Here is a 21,113-nt window from a genome sequence, read left to right as displayed (position 1 = left end):
AATAAAAAAAGAACTCCAACATAAGACGGTAGGGAAATTTTCCGTGTCGGTGTTGGAGTTCTTTTTCATTTGTTCTTTTCATATCAAGGCTTCACAATCAAATCTGCTTGTGTCATTTTTTCTGCAATGACATACATATTTGTCACGTCTCCTACTTTCAGTTTATCTGTCAACCCATAATGATTCAGGCATGTTCCACACGTCAGAATTTCTACTCCCTGCGCTTCCAGGGAACGCAGATCTTCCAGAGACGGAGATTCTTCGCAGGAAATTTTTGCACCTCCATTATACAGGAGAATCGTAGCCGGTAATTCTTCCTGCTGGCTCAGGGCATAGATAAATCCTTTCATCAGTATTTCTCCCAGTTCTTCATCCCCGGCTCCCATCGTAGCAGAAGCCAATACTACAACCGTATTTTTCTTTCTTGCATCCGGATAACATACGATCTGCTCTTCTTCTGCGGAATCTCCTGTTGTGGTAATAGCGTCAGCATTTCCATCGGAAATAGTCATAGTGACTTCATATTTTCCTTCTCCCAGTTTCTGAGATTTCACACCATAACCTTTCTGATTTGCCATTTTCGTCAGGTTCTGCACAGCAATTTCATTATCAACCAATGTCTGTACCTCACCGCTACCCTTTAACTCTTTGATCGCATTTTTGGTTTTTACAACCGGAATTGGGCAGGTATCGCCCATTGCATCTACTTTGATCATTCTGTTTCCCTCCTGTATAAAAACATTTCTTTTTTATATTGATTTGGATGTCATGCAATGCATGACATATTCTTCTGTGCATCTCTGCAAGTCTATACCCAGGCAATAACTCTTACATCTCAACGGTAATCTCTGCAGTTTCTTTTTCTGTTACTTCCCCGACAATAGCCGCAGGAAGTCCAGCATCACATAATTCCTGCAACAATGCCTTCGCATGTCCGGCACTTACCGCAACCAGGAGTCCACCGGAAGTCTGTGGATCATAAAGCACCTCTTCCATGGCAAACGGCACATTCACAAACTTCACAAAATCCTGTACATGATTCCGATTTCTCTGTCCGGCTGCTGTCAACAGAAACTCATCCGCAGCCTCCAGTGCCTCCGGGAACACCGGTACCGAAGAGCCATCGATTCTGCAGCTTAATGTACCATCCATCATCTCATGCAAATGTCCAAGGAAACTAAATCCCGTCACATCTGTACATGCATGTATCTCATACTTCCTGCAGATTTCTGCCGCATATTTATTTAAGGTAGTCATAGATGCGATTGCCTCCCGCATTGCCTCCTCCGAAGCTTCCTGCACACGGTTTGCCATACATATAATTCCTACGCCGAGTTTTTTGGTCAGGATCAGCTTGTCCCCTGGTCTGCCACCATTATTCGGATAGATTTTTTTTGGATGCACTACACCGGTTACAGACAGTCCATATTTGACATCCGTATCATTAATAGAGTGACCGCCGGCCAATGTGCCTCCTGCCTCAATTACTTTCTCAGATCCGCCGCGCATGATTTCACCCAGAATATTCAAATCCATCTGTTCCGGAAAGCAGACAATATTCAAGGCTGTCTTTACTTCACCACCCATGGCATAGATATCACTCAGGGCATTGGTTGCCGCAATTTTACCAAATGTATATGGATCCTCCACCATCGGTGGAAAAAAATCCAATGTCTGTACGATAGCAATATCATCACTGACCTGATACACTGCTGCGTCATCCTTGCTGTCATAACCGATCAGCAGGTTGGGATCCTGTTTTCCTTTCGGCAGACGTTCCAACACACGACTTAAAATGCCGGCACCTAGCTTTGCTGTACATCCACCGCCTTTGCAAAATGTAATTTTTTCTCCCATTCTTCCGTCCCTCACATCTTTTTTTCATTGTTATATATCATTATAGCAAATATCACTCAGTTTGAGAAAAAGATTTTTCCTATGAAAGTATTTTCTCTATTGAAAAAAATAATAAATGCGATACAATAGTGTTTGAACTTTTCAAATCAATCATTTTTTAAGGAGAAAACATATGCAATTGGACATGACAAAAGGGCGACCGCTTCCGGTCATCCTTCAATTTACACTTCCGCTTATCATCGGAAATATATTTCAGCAGTTATATAATATGGTGGACACCATCATTGTCGGACGTTATGTGGGGGCAGACGCTCTGGCAGCAGTCGGTTCCACCGGAACAATCATGTTTTTACTCACCGGTTTTTCCCAGGGTATTACTGCCGGATTTGCCATTCTGATTTCTCAGCGATATGGTGCCCACGATGCAGATGGCGTGAAACAGGCAGTTGCTAACGGTACCCTGCTGTCTGTTTTGTTTACGCTATTCCTGACATGTTCCTGTTTGTTTCTGATGAAACCGCTCCTAACGATCATGAACACACCGGATAATATTTTTGCCGACGCTTATAGCTACATAATGATCATTACCGCAGGAATTGTTGCTAACATTTTTTACAACCTGTTGTCAGCCTTTCTACGGGCAGTTGGAAATAGTAAAGTTCCTTTGTTTTTCCTTGTCTTTTCCGCCTGCCTGAATGTGCTTCTGGATCTGTTTTTTATCATTCAGCTGCACATGGGTGTGGCAGGTGCCGCTTGGGCTACCAATCTGGCTCAGGCCATTTCCGCTGTTTTATGTGCCATTTATATCTGGTGTAAGATTCCGGAGCTGAAGCCATACAGAAGTGACTGGAAAATCTCACGCACAGATACGAAAAATCAGTTGGCAGCCGGTATTCCCATGGCATTACAGTTTGCAATCACCTCTTCCGGTACTATGATTATGCAGTCTGCCATCAATCTGTTCGGTTCTACGGCAGTGGCTGCATTTACTGCTACCGGAAAACTACAGAGTCTTCTTATGCAAGGTATGATCGCTATGGGACAGACTATGGCAACATACAGCGGACAAAATTTCGGTTCCGGTGATATCAAAAGGATCAAAGCAGGTGTAAAAACAGCACTTGGCATCGCACTGGTCTATGCTCTTGTGGTGACCGCACTGATGTGTTCTCTGTTAAAACCGGCATTGCACCTGTTTTTCTCCGGAGATGTAGATATGTCAGCCATGCTCCCCTGGGCACAGACTTATGCATACATGTGCTCCATGTTCTTCATCCCGCTGAGCACGATTTTCATTTTCCGAAACACTATGCAGGGATGCGGTTACGGCTTTCTTCCGATGATGGGCGGCGTAGCGGAGCTTCTTGCAAGACTGGTCGTTTCCATCTTTGCCATGAAAATCCTGAATTTCCGTCTGGCTTGCTTTGGCGATCCGGCAGCCTGGATTGCAGCTGCTGTATTTACCGGTATTTCCTACCTCTATGTTATGCGAAAAATCGAACAATCTCATCCTGCTTAAATAATATCATCCCGCATCCACTCCCATATAATTCAAGAATGCCAATGGCATTCTTGAATTTCCTAATGTCCATCTCATTGTTCTATCATAGTTTCAATAAAAATTCCGTATCCTTTGCAGGGATCATTTACCAAAACATGGGTTACCGCTCCAATGACTTTTCCATTTTGCAGAATCGGAGCTCCGCTCAGCCCCTGGATAATCCCACCGGTTTTCCGAATCAGATTCGCATCTGTCACTTGAAAACGAATGCCCTTATTTGACTCTCTGGGATTCAGATCCACATCCATGATCTCGATATCAAATAACTCCGGCTGATCATCAATCGTAGCCAGAATCTGTGCCGGTCCGTTCTCAATCTCCTGCTTGAAACCAATCTCCATCGAAGTGGCATCTGCCAGAGAATCCGGCAGATTTTCAATCTGACCAAAAATACCATTTTTTGTGTTTTTCGTAATCTGTCCAAGACGATTTGCCTGATTATAATGAATCTGTCCCACCAACTCTCCGGGTTTTCCCTGTTCTCCCCGAATGACACTAAGGATCTTTGCCTGATATACAGTGCCATCCAGCACGCTGATCAGATGTTCTACATCCGTATCTGTGATTCCATGTCCCAATGCACCGAATGTTCCTTCCCCGTCAATATAAGTCAGAGTCCCTATTCCGGCCAGATCATCCCTTACCCAGACACCAATTTGAAAGATTTTGCTATCTGTGCAAATCGGTGTCACACTACATTGAAAGGCTTCTCCACCACGCACCACTGTCAACTGCAGCACACTGCCTCCACTTTCTGCTACTGCCCGCTGTAAATCTTCTTTGGCTGTTACTTGCGCTCCATTCACTGCTGTGATGTAATCCCCGGGTTTCAAAATGTGTTCGGCCGGACTTTCCACGGATATGCCATTTTGCTCCAGATCACATAGTTCCACCACAAGGATACCTTCCATTTCAATATAAATACCAAAAGGGATTCCACATGGTATTACTTCAGTTTCCTCTACAATATGAACTGTCACTTCTTTTACCGGAATCAGACCAAACAACTTGCATTCGACCTCATACCTGCCGCCAGTCATCATCCCGGCAGAAACAGCAATTCCGTCCGTGCTGCGAATCTGACTGGTCACTGGCAGACCTTCCGTAATATTTAGCGGCTGACCATCAGAAACACAGACAGTTCCTGGGATTTCATCCAACATCCACACATAAGCAGACATGAGCCAGATGGTCATGCCTGCCGCAGCAATCCATCTTCTTTTATTTCGATAAGTGCTCAAAAAAATCATTTTTTCACACCCTTCTTTCGTAAAATAGAAAATTTTCGATCAAATAAAAAAGATACCTTTTTTACCAGGTATCTTTCTTCTATCTGTTCATGATCTGTCATATTCAGTGTTCTTTCTTCTGTTTTTATTATATGGATATTCCGCCATTTCACACAGGGATTATCTTACCGCATCTGCCATTTCTTTCATTTCTTTTGCATTTTGTAGCACAGTATCTGTAATCTTGACACCACCAAGCATCCTGGCAAGTTCCTGGATACTTTCTTCTCTCTCTAACGGCCTGATATTGGAGATTGTACTGTCCGCACTGGAAGTTTTTTCAATTAAAAAATGATGATCTGCCATTGCTGCGATCTGTGGCAGATGAGTGATACAGATAATCTGATGGTTTTTACCGGTCATCTTAATCTTCTCCGCCACCATCTGTGCTGTTCTTCCGCTGATTCCGCTGTCAATCTCATCAAAAATCAATGTCTCGATTTCATCATGTTCTGCCAGAACCGTCTTCAGAGCCAGCATAATGCGGGACAACTCACCGCCGGAAGCTACTGCATCCAACGGTTTGAGCGGTTCGCCTGGATTCGTGGAAATCATAAATCGTGTTTCATCCCATCCATTGGCAGTAAAATGATCCAGTCTTGAAAATTCCATCTCAAACCGGACATCCATGAAATTTAAATCCTGTAATGCCGCTGTTGTCTGTACTGTTAAGTCTTTCGCGTAACTCTTGCGAATCTCTGTCACTTCCTGACACAGCTGATTCAGCTTTGCTTCTGCCTGGCTTAGATTTTCCTGTAGTTGCTGACGATATTCTTCATAATGCTGCAGCTGATCCAGTTTTTCTTCCTTTTCCTGCCGTGCTTCCAGAATCCGTTCAATCGTTTTGCCATATTTTGCCTTCAGATGATTGATCTGATTGAGTCGATCCTCAATCTGCTGAAACGCTTCTTCTGAAAAGTTCAGTTCCGATGCATAACCAGACAGTTCTCTGTTAAAATCGCTGAAGAGATTTTCCACTTCTTCCAACTGACCGGATAATGCCTCCATAGATGCGTCAAACTGTGCCACCATATGCAAAGCCCGCACGGATCTGCCGATCAAATCTGCCGCATTTTCATTTCCTTCGGAACACAATTCCTGACACTCCGCAATGGCTTCCGTGATTTTTCGACCATGAGACATCTTTTTGAAGTCTGCTTCCAGAACTTCATCCTCTCCCGGTTTCAGATCTGCCTGATCAATTTCATCAATTTCATACTGTAAAAAAGAAAGTTCTCTTGCCTGCTGTTTGGCATCCAGTGAAGCTTCCTCCAGTTTCTTTCTGCAGGCAGTATACTCATCATAGACTTCCGCCAGTAATTTCTTCCGTTCTGCCAGCACACGTTTTGCAAAATCATCCAGATATTTCATATGATTCCGCTTGGCCAGCAGGGATTCATGTTCATGCTGGCCATGAATATCGATCAGCAAAGAAGCCACTTTACGCATCACGGATGCAGAAACTGTCTCAGAATTGATCCGGCTGACACTTCTTCCACTGGCATAAATCTTTCTGCTCATAATAATCTCCCCGTTTTCCGGGAAAATATCCAATGCTCGCAGTACCTCTGCCTGTGCTTCGTTTTCAATGGAGAAGATTAATTCCACCAGAGCAAATTCTGCATTCTCCCGCAGCATGGAACGAGATACTTTTCCGCCCAACGCAAGATTAACAGAACCGATGATTATAGATTTACCGGCTCCGGTTTCACCGGATAGAATATTCAGACCTGAACCGAAGGTTACTTCGGATTCCTCAATCAATGCCAGATTTTTAACATGCAGATTTAATAACATTCGTTTTATTTACTCCTTCTACTCTCTCTGCAATGCCCGCAGTCGCTGCATCAGCGCCGCAGTATCTTCTACAGTCCGCACCGCACACATGATCGTGTCGTCACCGGCGATGCTTCCTACAATTTCATTGCAGTCCATGGCATCCAGTGCAACTGCAACTGCCATGGCCATTCCCGATACGGTCTTTATCACGAGAATATTCTGCGCCATATCCAGGGAAATCACCCCATCCTTGAACACACGGCTGTATTTCTCCTCCAAATCTGTACCTGCATCATACAGCGATGTGTATTTCTGTTTTCCACCTTTGATGGCGACTTTTGTTAATTTTAACTCCCTGATATCACGGGATACGGTTGCCTGTGTTACTTTATAACCGGCTTCATTAAGCCGTACACACAACTCCTCCTGTGTATCTACATCATATTTGCGAATGATCTCCAGAATCTTCGCATGCCTTTTTGCTTTCAACTAGGCACCTCCTAATGAAATTCCTGCATTTTTTTCCGCAGAATCTGTAAAAAGCTCAACTGATTTAACTTCAAAATTTTTGCATGTGCATCCGCTTTCTGAATTCGAATATTGTCTCCCACTTTCATATGCACGAAACGATCTCCGTCAAAGCTTACCTCGGCTTCCTCATCTTCTTCCTGCCGACGTTTAGCCAAAGTGACATCAATCACAGCATCCGAACCAACCACAATGCTCTTCGCCAGTGCACTGTGTGGATTGATCGGTGTGATCAACATCAGATCCGCTTTTGGATCTACGATCGGACCTCCCGCAGACATACTGTATCCGGTAGAACCCGTCGGGGTGGAAATGATGATACCATCTGCACTGTAATTGGCCAGATATTCACCATTCACAGATACGATCAGATTAACAATCTGCGGCAGACCGGTTCTATGGATAACAATATCATTCAATGCAAATGTTGCTTTTCCGGAACCATCCTTCTGGCTGCTCCCCTTGATCAGCATCCGCGTCTCCAGCTCGTAACGATCTTCAAATAAACGGTCAATGGCATCGTATACCGTACTGCGTTCCAGTTCACACAGATACCCCAGTGTTCCCAGATTGACACCGATCAGTGGGATTCCAATACTTGCCATATCTCTGGCGGCTCGTACCAGTGTACCGTCACCTCCAAGCACAATGATGCACTCCGCATCGATATCCGATGGCTGAAAACGCCGCAGATTACGCTCCCTCCAGCCGGATTTCGTGCTGACATAATGCATGCATGTACCGCCTTTTGCAATAATGTAATCCGAAATGGCATTAGTCATTGCCAGATTCATATCCTTATGTTCATTGGTAATAATAAAAAACTTCTTCATATTACTTATCAAGCTCTGCATGAGCAGCTTCCACTACTGCTACCGGATCTACGCCTTCCTCCTTTACCGCTGTTTCCTTCTTTTCAATGTGCACCAGATATTCAATATTTCCCTCCGGTCCCTTGATTGGGGAATAAGACAGATGATGTACAGAAAATCCATGCTCCAGAGCAAATGTAACAATGCGTTCCACGACTTCCAGATGTACCGCTTTGTCACGCACAACACCTTTTTTTCCTACCTTTTCGCGCCCTGCTTCAAACTGTGGCTTGATCAGGCAGACCATCTGTCCGCCATCCTTCAGCAGATTGCGTGCCGGTTCCAAGATTTTGGTCAGTGAGATAAAAGATACATCCACAGAAGCAAAATCCAGTGCATCATCAATATCCTCCGGCGTCACATAACGGATATTCGTCTTTTCCATACATACAACTCTTGGATCCTGACGCAGTTTCCATGCAAACTGACCATATCCGACATCCACAGAGTATACTTTGGAAGCACCGTTTTGCAGCATACAGTCCGTAAAACCACCGGTAGATGCCCCTATATCCATGCAGATATCACCGTCCAGATTCAGGTCAAACTCATTCATTGCTTTCTCAAGTTTCAAACCACCACGGCTGACATATTTCAAAGTAGTGCCATGAATCTCAATCGGTACATTCTCATCAAAAGAGGAACCCGCTTTGTCCTCCCGCTGATTGTTTACAAACACATTTCCCTCCATGATCATGGCTTTCGCTTTTTCTCTGGAAGGTGCAAGATTTCGTTTTACAAGTAATATATCCAGTCTTTCTTTCATATCTGTTATCTATTTCCTTCTTTTTCACAGGAAAGTTTCCTTTCCCGTTTCAGCTTTCTATGATTCTTTCATTCTTTTTGCCTTTTATTCTAAAGCTTCTGATAAGTTTCAATAATCTTATCTGTCATACTTGCAGCGTCCAGGCCAATCCGTACATGCAGCTGTGATACAGTCCCATGCTGCACAAACTGATCATCAATACCAAAATGCAACACTTTCACAGTTTCATCCACTTCACTTAAAAATGCTGCCGCAGCATAGCCGAAACCGCCCCGCAGGATATTTTCTTCCATGGTCACTACGAGCAGATGTCCGCTGGCTGCTTTGCGCAAAGCATCGTAATCCAGCGGTTTTACAAAACGTGCATTGATCAAAGAACAGTCATATCCCCGTTCATGCAGAAGTTCATGTACTTTCAACGCTTCTTCCATCATATTTCCCACCGCAAAGATGGCAATCTGCCGTTCTTCGAAGATCCATTCACTCTGTCCGTAAACAATCGGAGCACGGTGTTCTTTCAGACCATCGTATGCTGTTCCACGGGGATAACGCAGCGCAACCGGTCCTTCCTGTCGGAATGCAAACCGCAGCATGTCTGCCAATTCCCATTTATTCTTTGGCGCCAGCACCATCATGTTCGGAATCATCCCAAGATACGACAGGTCAAACACACCCTGATGCGTCTCGCCGTCTGCGCCTACCAGACCTGCCCGGTCAACAGCAAAGACCACCGAAAGATTCTGCATACAAATATCATGAACAATCTGGTCAAATCCGCGCTGCAGGAAAGAAGAGTACACTGCAAACACCGGATGCATTCCGGCTGCTGCCAGTCCGGCTGCAAACGTCACGGCATGTCCTTCTGCAATTCCCACATCAAAAAAGCGCGCCGGATATTCCGCCCGAAACCGCTTCAGCCCGGTACCGTCCGCCATAGCTGCTGTGATTGCAACCACCCGGTCATCCTTTGCCGCAATCTTCGTAATAACCGTGGAAAACACATCAGTATAGTTCGGTTTTTCCTTTTTCACCAGTGGCTGTCCACTTGGAATATCAAAAGGTCCTGTACCATGAAACCGATCCGGATGTTCCTCTGCAGGTTGATATCCACGGCCTTTTTCCGTCTGCACATGTACAACCACCGCACCGTTAACTTTTTTTGCCTCCCGCAGAATCCGTACCAGATCCATCAGATTATGTCCATCCACCGGTCCCAGATAAGTGATTCCCATATTTTCAAAAATCATGCCCGGAATCAGCAGCTGTTTCAAACTGCTCTTTGTCTTTCGGATTCTGCGGACCACACGTTCTCCGTAAGGCAGACGCTCCAACGAATTGTGTACGCCGGACTTGAACTCCTGGTATGCTTCCGCAGTTCGCAAAGAGGCCAGATGCTGAGATAATCCTCCTACATTTTCCGAAATAGACATTTTATTATCATTCAGCACAATAATCATGTTGGTCTGAAGTTCTGCCGCATTGTTCAGAGCTTCAAAAGCCGGTCCACCCGTCAATGCACCATCACCAATAACAGATACCACATGATAGTCCTCTCCCAGAAGATCTCTGGCTCTCGCATATCCAAGACCTGCTGAGATAGAAGTAGAACTGTGTCCGGTGTCAAAAGCATCACAATCACTCTCAGAGCGTTTCGGAAAACCGCTTATGCCATCCAGCTGCCGCAAATGCTCAAATTCCCGCTTTCGTCCTGTCAGGATTTTATGAGTATAAGACTGATGTCCTACATCCCAGATCAGCTTATCCTCTGGAAAATTCAGTACCAGATGCAGCGCCATAGTAAGTTCCACCACACCAAGATTGGAGGCCAGATGACCACCTGTTTTTGAAATATGTTCGATCAGGAACTGTCGGATTTCTCCCGGCAGTTCCTCCAGCTGTGCCTCATTTAAATATTTTATATCATTCGCCTGATTGATTCGATCCAGTACCATTTTTATCCCCTATTTTTTTCTGTGAATTAAATATCTGATCAATTCATTCAGGAATACATTTTTCTCTGAAAGCGATGCCACTCCCTCTAATGCACGCTCAGATATTTTTTCGACATCCTTTTGGGCTTGTGCAAGCCCACGGATCGTCACATAAGTCGTTTTGTGATTTTTCTCATCACTACCAATAGGTTTTCCAAGTGTCTCCATGTCACTGGTCACATCCAGAATATCATCCTGAATCTGAAAGGCCAGCCCCACATCTTTTGCCACCTGCAAAATCACCTGCTGTTCTTTCTCAGAAGCACCTGCCAGCACTGCGCCGATCAGCATGGAAGCTTCTATAAGTGCACCTGTTTTTAAATCGTAGATAAAATCCAGTTTTTCCCGCTCCAGCGGTTGTCCCTCCGATTCCACATCTACCACCTGACCGCCCAGCATGCCATAGATACCGGCTTTCTGCGCCAAGATCTGAACAGCTCTTGCCACCGCAGGATTACCGACATCCTGCATCAGGCCTTTGCACGCTGTCTCAAAGGCAAAATTCAGCAGTGCATCTCCTGCAAGGATTCCCATTGCTTCACCATAAACCACATGGGTTGTTTTTCTTCCACGACGATAATCATCATTGTCCATCGCCGGAAGATCATCGTGAATCAGAGAATACGTATGGATCATCTCAATCGCAGCCATAAATGGTTCAATAATATCAGAGCTTCCGCCAAACAGCCTGTAAGTCTCCTGCATCAGCATTGGCCGCAGCCGCTTACCTCCTGCCAGAAAACTGTAATTCATGGCTTCCATAACTGTTTTCTGATATCCGCTCTCTTTCGGCAGATATTTTGTTATGATTGCCTCTACCTGAGTGGTATGCTCTGCAATTTCTTTGTTGATATCCATCATTCGCACCTCTCTATTCAAAGGGAACTTCTGTCCCGTCTTCTGTAATCTGAAGCATCTTCTTTTCTACAGTATCCAGCTTCTGATTGCAACGTTGTATTTTTTTCATTCCCTGTTCATACAGCATAAATGCATCCTCCAGAGAAAGTTCCGGATTTTCCATGTCCGCAAGAATATTCCCCAGCTGTTCAAACAGTTCTTCTAATGATTCTTTTGATTCCGTCGGTTCCATTGTTTCCATCTCTCTACACTACTCCGTTTTCTTCGGTTCTACAGACTATTGCCGTAATCTTTCCGTCCAGCAGTTGTGCCTGGATCGTATCATCCACCTGCACTTGCATCACGGACTGAATCGGTCTTCCATCCATCCTGCTCAAAAAAGCATACGAGCCCTGCAGCTTTTTCAGCGGTGAACATCCATCCAGCTTGGCTGCATACATTTCCAACTGATGTCGTTTTTTCTGCAAAAATTCCTGCATCTGCCGTTCCAGTTCTTCCTCCAGATCCGTCAGATACTGCCGCTTCTGCAATAGCTGATTTTTTGGATGCAATGCTTTTAACTGCAGCTGATACTCCCGGATTCTGCCTCTGGCAAATTCCATCCGTTGTTTCATCTGGTGGAACATTCTCTGTGCACTCATATCCAGCCGTTCCCGCACCTGTTCATAATCAAAAACCGCCAATTCCGCTGCAGCAGAAGGCGTCGGTGCACGTAAATCTGCCACATAATCGGCAATTGTGTAATCTGTTTCATGTCCTACAGCTGATATCACCGGAACCGAACATTCAAAAATAGCCCGTGCGACAATTTCTTCATTAAATGCCCACAGGTCCTCCATTGATCCACCGCCTCGTCCGACGATGATCACATCTACATTTTTCTGTTCCATCGCATAAATACCCTGCACGATGGATGCGGCTGCTCCTTCACCCTGCACAAGTGCAGGATACAGCAACAATTGTACATACGGATTCCTTCGATGGGAAATATTCTGAATGTCGCGGATCGCAGCTCCCGTAGGAGCAGTTACAATACCGACTCGTGACGCATAACGGGGAATGTCACGCTTATACTCCTGCGCAAACATTCCCATCTCCTCAAGTTCTTTCTTCCGCTCCATAAATTTCTGATACAGAATTCCAACACCATCACGGGTCACCTGCTGTGCATACAGCTGATACTGTCCGTCACGCTCATAGATGCGGATTTCTCCCAGCACGACCACACGGTCTCCCACATCCATATGAAAAGTAAGACCTTTGTCCACACTTCCGCGAAACATTACCGCTTTCAGTACACCGGTTTCATCTTTCAGGGTGAAATAAATATGCCCGGAACTGTGATATTTGCAGTTCGAGATTTCTCCGCGAACTGCAATATGTCCCATCATAAAATCCTGTGCAAACATGTTCTGAATATAAGAATTTACCTGTCCGACAGAATAAACATTCCTTCTCATGCCAGTCCGGATAAAATTCCGTTTACAAATGCCGGTCCCTGATCAGAACCATATGCTTTTGCCAGTTCAACTGCTTCATTAATGGAAACAGACACCGGAATATCTTCTTCATATTTAATCTCGTAGGCTGCCAGACGCAGAATTGAAAGCTCTGCTTTTGCCATACGGGTTGTCTTCCAATTTTTAGATGCAGCATTTAAACTGGAATCCAGATCATCCAGATGTTCCACAATGCTGTGTACCTTATTTAAAATATAGTCAGCTTCTTTCTGACGAATTTCTCCAAGTTCTTCCATGTACAGTGCAATCTGTTCATCCAGTTCCTCCGCACTGTGAAATTCTACTCCAAACAGAATTTTAAAAATCTGCTCTCTCTGTTCTCTTCGGCTCATGTTATCCTCCATCTATTATCTCCATCGGGAATCTGTTCCCGCGGCTGCCAAAAGGCAAATCTTTACTCACAAATCGAGTAGGTTGCCCTACTCGACTGCACTCTTCATGTCAACATCTGCGATTCTGACATTTACACCGGATACCTCAAGCCCTGTCATATTCTCAATTGCTGCTTTCACTTTTTCCTGTACGTTGCCGGATACCGCCGGAATTGCATAACCGTAAGCAATGTTAATCGTTACAAATACTTCAATCTTGCCTTCCTCTGTTACTTCCACACGGACACCTTTGGACAGGTTCTTCATTCCAAGACGGCTTACCAGCTCTTTTGTGATATTTCCGCCCATAGAGCATACACCCTCTACCTCAGTGGCAGCAAGACCTGCGATGATCGTGATGACTTCTTCTGCTATCTGCACTTCACCAAGTCCGTCTTCTTTGATTTTTAATCCTTTTCTATCTTCAGCCATGGAAAAACCTCCTATTTAAAATTCATTTTTAGATATTATTTATTAGTATACCAAATTATTTTCCATTTGAAAACTTATTTTTTACGGGATTGATGCAAACACATTACACATGGCCAGAGAAGCAGCCGCGGAAAACAGCACACTCTGCAACGGACGTACCACGCCACGTCTGCGCCAGAAAACATTCAATAAAATCACACCTATTGTCAATAATGCCATTCCGGCTTTCGGCCAGCCATACCATCCTGCAAGATTCACATTCTGATACAGCATGGAAGTACTGACAGATAAAAGCAAACCAGCTACAATCGGACGCATATACGTCTGCAAAACCTGAAAAATCCGCAGATTTTCAAACTGTTCATAAATATATACCACGGCGGAAAATGTACCACCGGAAGCGGCAATGCTACAGGCGAATCCACACAATGCCACAAAAATCCCGCACCAGACGCCGCCATCCTGACAACCAAGTATGTATCCCACTCCAGCAAGAATCTTGCACAAAATAGAACCCGGCAGTCCATTTGCCACTGAAGCAATCTGAAAATAAAATTCATCATGACTGATCATGCCGGTATTCACAAACATCCCATTCGCTACCGCCAAATAGGCATCGCCGCCGCCAAAAGAAAGAACCGCTGAGATCAGGCCACGGACAGCAAACCGCAGTGTATTACCAAAACAGAGCAGAGCCGGTACAGACAAAAGCATCAGCAATAATGTCCAACCAAGCTCTTCCTGCACCAGTTTTTTCAATGCCTTCCAGGAAAAAGAAATTTTCCCTTCAATTCCGTTGCACAGTCCATAAATTGACAGCGCGATCATGGTAAGGCGCAACCCAAACAGCACCTTTGAACTGCTGATCAGATGCATCTGTCCCACACACAGGCAATATGCCACTGTGATCACCGTTGAAAGGATAATCCTGCTCCACCGGAACCTGCCGCCGGTAAAAAAGATGATAAAAAACGCCGCACACAGCACATCAATCGTCGCTATATCAAACACAGGCGTCCGATTGATACCAAACAGCTGAAAAACATCTTTTCCTGAAGTCAGCAAAAACACCAGGAACATAAAGACGGTCCCGCTCTTTGCCATTCCTTTTTCCCGACATTCCCGAAAAGTTCCCTTTGCGTACATCAGCAACATATAAATGATATACGCAGTCACGCCTACAGAAGCGAACAGAATCTGTTGCAATATCCGCTCACCGGAACTGTTGATCAGCATCAGAATCAGCACCGTCAGAAAGGTTCCCGGCAGTCCCATCAGAACTGCTGACAAAAGCATTCCCGGTATGCCACACACCTTACGGCCCACACCTGCTGCCACTTCCACCGGCAGTGCTCCCGGTGTAATGTTTGCCACTACCACATCTTTGGTATACTCATCTTTGTCGATCAGCTTCTTTTCATACACCACTTCCGATTCAATCACCGGAACCAATGCGGTTCCACCGCCAAATCCGATGCATCCGATCTTAAACATGGTAAACAACAATTCTTTCATATTTAGATTTTTATCACTGTTTTGTTTCTTCTTCCTCATCTGATTACTTTCTTTTCAATCCGTGTTAATACATCATTTGTTTTTATGCAGTTTCAGGTTGAATCATCTGTAAAAATTCAGTTTCACTGAGTACAGGAATACCAAGATCCTGTGCCTTTGTCAGTTTACTACCGGCATTTTCACCTGCCAGCACATAACTTGTTTTCTTAGAGACGCTTCCGGCCGCCTTTCCACCATTTTTTTCAATCAGTTCCTGTGCTTCTTTTCGCCCCAGCGTTGGCAGTGTACCGGTTACAACAATGGTCATGCCTGCTAATGTATCTCCGGTTTCTTCCGCCTCGGACATATGCATATTGACACCTGCCTGCTGCAGCCGTGCAATGATGTCCTGATTTTTCTCGCTTGCAAAATATTTTAGAATACATTCTGCACTGACTTCTCCGATATCATTTACAGCAAGCAATTCTTCTTTTCCGGCTTTCTGCAATGCTTCAATACTGCCAAATTGGCGCATGATCGACTTTGCTGCTGCTTTTCCTACATTTTGAATGCCAAAACCGGTAAGCAGACGAAACGGTTCATTGTTTTTGCTGTTTTCAATAGCATCTAACAATTTATCTGTATTCTTTTCTTTTCCAATGATTCCCTGCTCGATCAGTTCCTCACGATGTTTTTTCAATGAATAAATATCTGCGATATCCTGCAGAAAACCTCTGCGCACCAGTTCCTCGATATAAACCGTTCCAAATCCTTTGATATCCATGGCATCTCTTCCGACAAAGTTGATGATATGCCGTTCTAACTGCGCTGGACAATCCGGGGATACACAACGGATATCAGCAGTGTCTTTTTCACGGACAGTTTTCGCTCCACAGACCGGACAGGTATCCGGTATCTGAAAACGCTGCCAGTGCTCCGGCCGTTTTTCTCTGCGTACTTCCTTGATTTTCGGAATAATCTCACCAGATTTGTATACCACGATCGTATCTCCGATTCCAATATCCAGATCATTGATAAAATCCTGGTTGTGCAAAGTAGCACGGGATACAGATGTCCCGCACAGACGCACCGGTTCAAAAATCGCTGTCGGTGTAATTCTTCCGGTTCTTCCAACGGAAAGTTCGATATCCAGAAGTTTTGTTTCCTTCTCCTCCGGCGGATATTTGTATGCGATCGCCCAACGTGGTACTTTGGATGTCGCCCCCAGAATCTCACGGTCTGCAATCGAATTGATCTTTACGACCGCACCATCAATATCATACGCCAGGTTTCCTCTGTTCTCACCAATCTTGCAGATGGCATCCCAGACCTCATCTGCAGTATGACAGACCCGATAATCATTAATAACCGGAACCCCCTGCTTTTTCAGATATTCATACCCTTCCACATGGGTTTTGAACTCCCGTCCACGGACTTCCTGCACATTAAAAATAAACATAGACAAATTGCGCTGTTTTGTAATGCTGCTGTCCAGCTGACGCAGCGTACCTGCCGCACAGTTTCGCGGATTTGCAAATGTCTTTTTCCCAAGCATCTCCTGTGTTTCGTTTACTTTTTCAAAATCCGCATTCTTCATATAGACTTCTCCACGAATTTCAATATAAGGCAGCGGATCTTTCATCTTTTTCTTTACATCATGGATTACTTTCGCATTGGCTGTTACATCTTCTCCCTGGATGATGCCGTCTCCTCTGGTCACCGCCAGTTTTAATGCCCCATCCTCATAGCGAAGCGCCATGGAAAGCCCGTCAATCTTATATTCCACCACAAATTCCGGATGCTCCAGCTGTTGCTGCATTTCTTCCACAAAAGCATAGACTTCTTCTTTGGAAAACACATCCTGCAGACTCAGCATCGGTACATTATGCCGCACCAACACGCCTGCGGTTCTCTTTGCCGTTCCACCAACCTTCTGTGTCGGTGAATCCGGTGTCACAAATTCCGGATGCTCCTTTTCTATTTTTTTCAGTTGCTGCATCAGCATATCATATTCATAATCTGTGATCTCCGGATCATCCATATTATAATACCGGTTGCTGTGATATTCGATTTTCCGGCGCAGTTCATCGATCTGTGTCTGCACCTCTTCCATTCTCTGCTCCATCTATCTCTTACCCCCGTTTCTCTTATGCTGTCCTTTCGGTGCACTATATGACTGTGCAGTCAGCTTTTTTAATCTTTGCATCTCCTCTGCCGTCAGTTCCCGGTAAGTACCCGGTGCAAGATCCCCCAACAGAACATTCATCACTCTGGTACGAACCAGGCGTGTCACCCGATATCCGCAGGTCTCACACATTCTGCGAATTTGCCTGTTATACCCCTGGGTCAATATAATACGAAAGGTTCGGTCATTCACTTTTGTTACTGTGCATGGTCTTGTATGTACGTCCAGTTCTTCCAGATACAGACCACCAGACATCTGCCGTAAAAACTCCGGTGTGATCTTCTGATCCACCGTCACTACATATTCTTTTTCATGATAATTTCCGGCCCGCATCATTTTATTCACCAAATCACCCTGATTCGTCAGCAGGATCAGCCCCTCGGAGTCTTTATCCAGGCGCCCCACCGGGTAAATTCGTTTCGGATAGTTGATAAAATCAATAATATTCTGTTTTTCCCGTTTTTCTGCCGTACAGACGATGCCCACCGGTTTATGAAAGGCAATCATAATTTCTTCTGTCTCCGGATGTACTTCTTTCCCACAGAAAATAACCTTCATCCCCGGCAACACCCGGTCTCCGTTTACGGCCTGACGGCCATCAATCCACACATTTCCGTTCTCAATCTCACGATCTGCCGCGCGCCGGGAACATATCCCGGCTTCGCTCAGATACTTATTAATACGGATTCCTTCCTGTTGTTCTCTCTTCATTATATCCATCTGCATTTCTCTTTCTCACTGATTTACTGATTCTGTATTCAAGCGGTTCTACTGCTTCCTCTTCTTAATTTCTGCATACTTTTCGTATGCTATGATTCTTCCGGATATCTGCAGTAAGTATACATTTTTCTCAGATTATCTGATTCAAAATCTACCATTTCCTTTGCCAGCTCTGTGGCGTAAATCCCAGCATTCCGATACTTGTGAATAGCATTTTTGAGTTCCTTTACACCACGTTCATTTCCTTTTCCAATGAGATCCGCCACATCCTCGGTTCTGTTCTGTAATGCCTGTTTCATACGGATTGCAGTTACCAGCATAGCTGTGGCAATTGGCTTTGGTTCCGACGGCTCACTGCCGTTTTCCCGCAGACGTATCCCGGCCTTTCGGGCAAACTGTTCCATTTTGTCTGCCTGTACATTCAGTTCATACGCAAACTCTTCATCATACACATCTTTGAGCACCTGGTTAATTGCCGCTACACCCATACCGGAGTTTCGGCAGATTTCCTGTAAAAGATAGTTTTCGTCTTTCTGTGTCATGACAGATACCTCCTCTTTTTGATTTAGTATTGTCCTGCAGCACAAAAACTATGCAGATTTCGAATCCCCGTTTTATACACATATCAAAAGGGAACAGTTAACCTGTCCCCTCTCTCTGTTTTTTACTTACTGCTGTTGGGTGGTAATGTACTCACTCTTGACATATCCAACGATATCACCGGTCTTGACTTTAACCCAGCCATTTGCTGTCACCGCCAGCTGGCGCAGTTCAGACCCCTGGAATGCAGATGCCAGTACGGCGGACTGTTCGTTTGGTTCCTGTCTGATATTCATGGTTTCCGTCGCATAGACCCATGCCTTTTGTTCAACTTCTGTGGTATCTGCCACCTGTGTCTGATCCGGCTGTGTTACTTCCGGCTGTTGTACCGGCTGATCTGTAATCGGGGGATTCGGCTGCTGTATCTGCTGCTCAGTCTGATCCTGCTGGGCAACCTGATTTGCTGCTTCCTGCGCTTTCTGCTCTGCCAGCTGCTGCTGCTGTATCTCCCACTCACTGACTGCATTCGGAATCGTTACTTCCAACAGATTTTGCAGATTTGCATCGGCATTTACCGCATCTTCATAACGGGTCTGCACGTTTGCCTGCAAAGCAATGATATCCGCTCCATTCTGGAAATCAGAAATCAGCTGACGGATCGTATCGTCAATCGGGTTCTCCTGATAACTCATATTAAAGGGGCTGTATACATTATCAATATAATACTTGCCCTGCTCGTTGGTCTTTACATAAAAACAGTCAAGCCCCGGAGCTGCAGTATCCACATTTTTGTATTTCAGATCAAATGCCACTATCACAATAAAAGAACTGTCATCTGCACCAGTCTTGGTATAACAGGTAATGTTATTGTATTTTTCAATATACTGACTGTACATGGAGATATAGCTTTTCTCCATGTCGGAAATTGGATTTGCAAACTCCAGCATCTCACCGGTATTTCCGGATGCATAAGATGCATAATAATTTTCCATCAACGTATTGATCTCAGCATACTGATCGGTTTCATATTCCTGTGCGGACAGTGCCTGGTTCTTATTCGCTGCTGCTTTTTTTGCTTTCATATTCTTAACACCTATGGCAGCTGCACTGACACCTACTACTACAACAAGACATCCAATGCCTACGAAAGCAATATTCCGACGCATAAAGGCAACAGATTTCTCCTTTTTCGCCTCTCTGGCATCCACACTTCTGCGCAATGTCTTTTTCTTTGACACAAATTCATGGGAAATCGGTTTTCCTTCAGCCATCCGGGACTTGTCCTTTACACTCTCTTCCGAAATAAATTCCAGTTCCTCCAGAATGTCCGATTTTTCCTTTTCTTTTCTATGATGATGTAACCGGTTTTCAAACATATGTTTCTGTGTATGATCTGTTTTTTTCTTTTTATCTTTTCTATCTTCCATTTTATTACTCTTCTTTCCGTTGCTTACAATATCCGGAATCTCATAAATATCATCGTCTGTATGATCTACTTTTTTATTATAATTTTCATTATTGTTCACAGAACTTTTTTTCTTATCAAAATCTGACATTTTTTACCTCCGATATTTCGCCTAACATCATACCACAGGGAAAAAACTACGTCTAGGCATTTTCCGAAAAGTTTATGAAATAGTCATAGAATATTTCAGATTTAACAAAAAATGTTTTGATTTTTTTCAAGTTATGTGTTATGATGTTTTCTGTTGAGTCAATCAACCAGTTAAGCAACCGTAGTCTAACGGATAGAACACAGGACTCCGACTCCTGCAATGTGGGTTCGATTCCCGCCGGTTGCATTTTCCCCCGGTTTCATGCCGGGGGATTTTTTATCTGATTATACCTTTGGAAATGGAGATTTTCATGTTAAAACAACAACAAGGCTATGTGTTAAGCAAAATCGGTCCTCACACCTATCTATTACCTTACGGACAGAGCATTGCCGATCAGAAACACGGCATAATAATAAACGAAACCGGTGAATTTCTGTGGAAGATGCTGGAAACGCCACAATCCATGGACACGCTCATAACTGCACTCGCCGGACATTATCATATGGACATAACAGCATTACAACTGCTTTCATCCACCGTCCCTGTATATTTTCTGTTTTCCGGATATATCCCAAAAACAGATATATTGCCGTAATTACTGTATTGACCAGCAGCAACATTATAATCAACCTGATATGTCTGTCCATCATTCTATCTCCACAGCCACGACCGGATATCCTTTTTTCTCAAATCGCTGCTCCACAAATACCGCATCCGTTCTTCCGGTATTTGTCAACAGAACATATAATTTTTCATCCGCACGCATTCCCATATAATCTGTACTTCGCAGCAAC

The 21,113-nt window shown here is 44.4% G+C and carries 21 protein-coding genes and 1 tRNA gene; 3 read left to right on the top strand and 19 right to left on the bottom strand.

Going from position 1 to position 21,113, the window contains the following annotated elements; all coding sequences use genetic code 11:
• Positions 1 to 83 precede the first annotated feature (83 nt).
• Entirely contained in the window at positions 84 to 716 is a 633-nt protein-coding gene (gene yedF, locus HMPREF0373_RS11015; RefSeq protein WP_021739798.1) for a sulfurtransferase-like selenium metabolism protein YedF, read from the bottom strand.
• 112 nt (positions 717 to 828) lie between these two features.
• Positions 829 to 1,857 (bottom strand): selenide, water dikinase SelD, encoded by a 1,029-nt coding sequence (selD, locus tag HMPREF0373_RS11010; RefSeq protein WP_021739797.1) that lies wholly within the window; start codon positions 1,855 to 1,857, stop codon positions 829 to 831.
• 172 nt (positions 1,858 to 2,029) lie between these two features.
• Here selD and HMPREF0373_RS11005 point away from each other — a divergent pair, with 172 nt between their 5' ends.
• Positions 2,030 to 3,376: an MATE family efflux transporter gene (locus HMPREF0373_RS11005; RefSeq protein WP_021739796.1), complete on the top strand. Its 1,347-nt coding sequence runs from the start codon at positions 2,030 to 2,032 to the stop codon at positions 3,374 to 3,376.
• A gap of 74 nt (positions 3,377 to 3,450) precedes the next feature.
• Here HMPREF0373_RS11005 and spoIVB read toward each other — a convergent pair whose 3' ends face one another.
• The 16 genes from spoIVB to HMPREF0373_RS16095 form a co-directional block, all read right to left on the bottom strand.
• A complete protein-coding gene (gene spoIVB / locus HMPREF0373_RS11000) occupies positions 3,451 to 4,668 on the bottom strand; it encodes a SpoIVB peptidase (protein ID WP_021739795.1) in 1,218 nt (405 codons plus the stop codon).
• A 159-nt stretch (positions 4,669 to 4,827) separates the two neighbouring features.
• Complete coding sequence (gene recN, locus HMPREF0373_RS10995) at positions 4,828 to 6,504, bottom strand: DNA repair protein RecN (RefSeq protein WP_021739793.1); 1,677 nt, start codon at positions 6,502 to 6,504, stop codon at positions 4,828 to 4,830.
• Positions 6,505 to 6,522: 18 nt separating this feature from the next.
• Positions 6,523 to 6,975, bottom strand: a complete 453-nt coding sequence (argR, locus tag HMPREF0373_RS10990; RefSeq protein ID WP_021739792.1) for an arginine repressor — start codon at positions 6,973 to 6,975, stop codon at positions 6,523 to 6,525.
• Positions 6,976 to 6,986: 11 nt separating this feature from the next.
• Positions 6,987 to 7,847, bottom strand: coding sequence for an NAD(+)/NADH kinase (locus HMPREF0373_RS10985; protein ID WP_044964072.1), 861 nt, complete (start codon positions 7,845 to 7,847; stop codon positions 6,987 to 6,989).
• Position 7,848: 1 nt separating this feature from the next.
• Positions 7,849 to 8,652 carry a TlyA family RNA methyltransferase gene (locus HMPREF0373_RS10980; protein WP_021739790.1) on the bottom strand — a complete coding sequence of 268 codons (804 nt, stop codon included), beginning with the start codon at positions 8,650 to 8,652 and terminating at the stop codon, positions 7,849 to 7,851.
• A gap of 89 nt (positions 8,653 to 8,741) precedes the next feature.
• Positions 8,742 to 10,604, bottom strand: coding sequence for a 1-deoxy-D-xylulose-5-phosphate synthase (gene dxs, locus HMPREF0373_RS10975; RefSeq protein WP_021739789.1), 1,863 nt, complete (start codon positions 10,602 to 10,604; stop codon positions 8,742 to 8,744).
• Between the two features lie 9 nt (positions 10,605 to 10,613).
• The gene (locus HMPREF0373_RS10970) at positions 10,614 to 11,501 is read right to left on the bottom strand and encodes a polyprenyl synthetase family protein (protein WP_044964026.1); all 888 of its coding nucleotides are present in this window, start codon (positions 11,499 to 11,501) and stop codon (positions 10,614 to 10,616) included.
• A 13-nt stretch (positions 11,502 to 11,514) separates the two neighbouring features.
• Positions 11,515 to 11,742 carry an exodeoxyribonuclease VII small subunit gene (xseB, locus tag HMPREF0373_RS10965; protein ID WP_021739787.1) on the bottom strand — a complete coding sequence of 76 codons (228 nt, stop codon included), beginning with the start codon at positions 11,740 to 11,742 and terminating at the stop codon, positions 11,515 to 11,517.
• 4 nt (positions 11,743 to 11,746) lie between these two features.
• Positions 11,747 to 12,961 (bottom strand): exodeoxyribonuclease VII large subunit, encoded by a 1,215-nt coding sequence (gene xseA / locus HMPREF0373_RS10960; RefSeq protein WP_021739786.1) that lies wholly within the window; start codon positions 12,959 to 12,961, stop codon positions 11,747 to 11,749.
• The gene (gene nusB, locus HMPREF0373_RS10955; RefSeq protein ID WP_022036410.1) at positions 12,958 to 13,353 is read right to left on the bottom strand and encodes a transcription antitermination factor NusB; all 396 of its coding nucleotides are present in this window, start codon (positions 13,351 to 13,353) and stop codon (positions 12,958 to 12,960) included. Before nusB ends, xseA begins: the two co-directional genes overlap by 4 nt.
• Positions 13,354 to 13,440: 87 nt before the next feature.
• Complete coding sequence (locus tag HMPREF0373_RS10950; protein WP_021739784.1) at positions 13,441 to 13,824, bottom strand: Asp23/Gls24 family envelope stress response protein; 384 nt, start codon at positions 13,822 to 13,824, stop codon at positions 13,441 to 13,443.
• An 81-nt stretch (positions 13,825 to 13,905) separates the two neighbouring features.
• Complete coding sequence (locus HMPREF0373_RS16100; RefSeq protein WP_021739783.1) at positions 13,906 to 15,378, bottom strand: chromate transporter; 1,473 nt, start codon at positions 15,376 to 15,378, stop codon at positions 13,906 to 13,908.
• Between the two features lie 43 nt (positions 15,379 to 15,421).
• Complete coding sequence (ligA, locus tag HMPREF0373_RS10940; protein WP_021739782.1) at positions 15,422 to 17,443, bottom strand: NAD-dependent DNA ligase LigA; 2,022 nt, start codon at positions 17,441 to 17,443, stop codon at positions 15,422 to 15,424.
• The gene (locus tag HMPREF0373_RS10935; RefSeq protein WP_081695259.1) at positions 17,444 to 18,223 is read right to left on the bottom strand and encodes a pseudouridine synthase; all 780 of its coding nucleotides are present in this window, start codon (positions 18,221 to 18,223) and stop codon (positions 17,444 to 17,446) included.
• 89 nt (positions 18,224 to 18,312) lie between these two features.
• Positions 18,313 to 18,765, bottom strand: coding sequence for a hypothetical protein (locus tag HMPREF0373_RS10930; protein ID WP_021739780.1), 453 nt, complete (start codon positions 18,763 to 18,765; stop codon positions 18,313 to 18,315).
• Positions 18,766 to 18,891: 126 nt separating this feature from the next.
• A complete protein-coding gene (locus tag HMPREF0373_RS16095) occupies positions 18,892 to 20,319 on the bottom strand; it encodes an SH3 domain-containing protein (protein ID WP_021739779.1) in 1,428 nt (475 codons plus the stop codon).
• A gap of 174 nt (positions 20,320 to 20,493) precedes the next feature.
• On the opposite strand from HMPREF0373_RS16095, the gene HMPREF0373_RS10920 reads away from it, so the two are divergent.
• Together HMPREF0373_RS10920 and HMPREF0373_RS16520 are read left to right on the top strand one after the other, a co-directional pair.
• Positions 20,494 to 20,565, top strand: a tRNA-Arg gene (locus HMPREF0373_RS10920).
• A gap of 64 nt (positions 20,566 to 20,629) precedes the next feature.
• Positions 20,630 to 20,914: a PqqD family protein gene (locus HMPREF0373_RS16520; protein WP_167618686.1), complete on the top strand. Its 285-nt coding sequence runs from the start codon at positions 20,630 to 20,632 to the stop codon at positions 20,912 to 20,914.
• Between the two features lie 51 nt (positions 20,915 to 20,965).
• Here the strand turns inward: HMPREF0373_RS16520 and HMPREF0373_RS17355 are convergent, their stop codons facing one another.
• Entirely contained in the window at positions 20,966 to 21,112 is a 147-nt protein-coding gene (locus tag HMPREF0373_RS17355) for a hypothetical protein (RefSeq protein WP_242831207.1), read from the bottom strand.
• Position 21,113 lies beyond the last annotated feature (1 nt).

This window comes from Eubacterium ramulus ATCC 29099 (assembly GCF_000469345.1).
GTDB lineage: Bacteria > Bacillota > Clostridia > Lachnospirales > Lachnospiraceae > Eubacterium_I > Eubacterium_I ramulus.
This window is presented reverse-complemented; position numbering and strand designations above follow the sequence as displayed.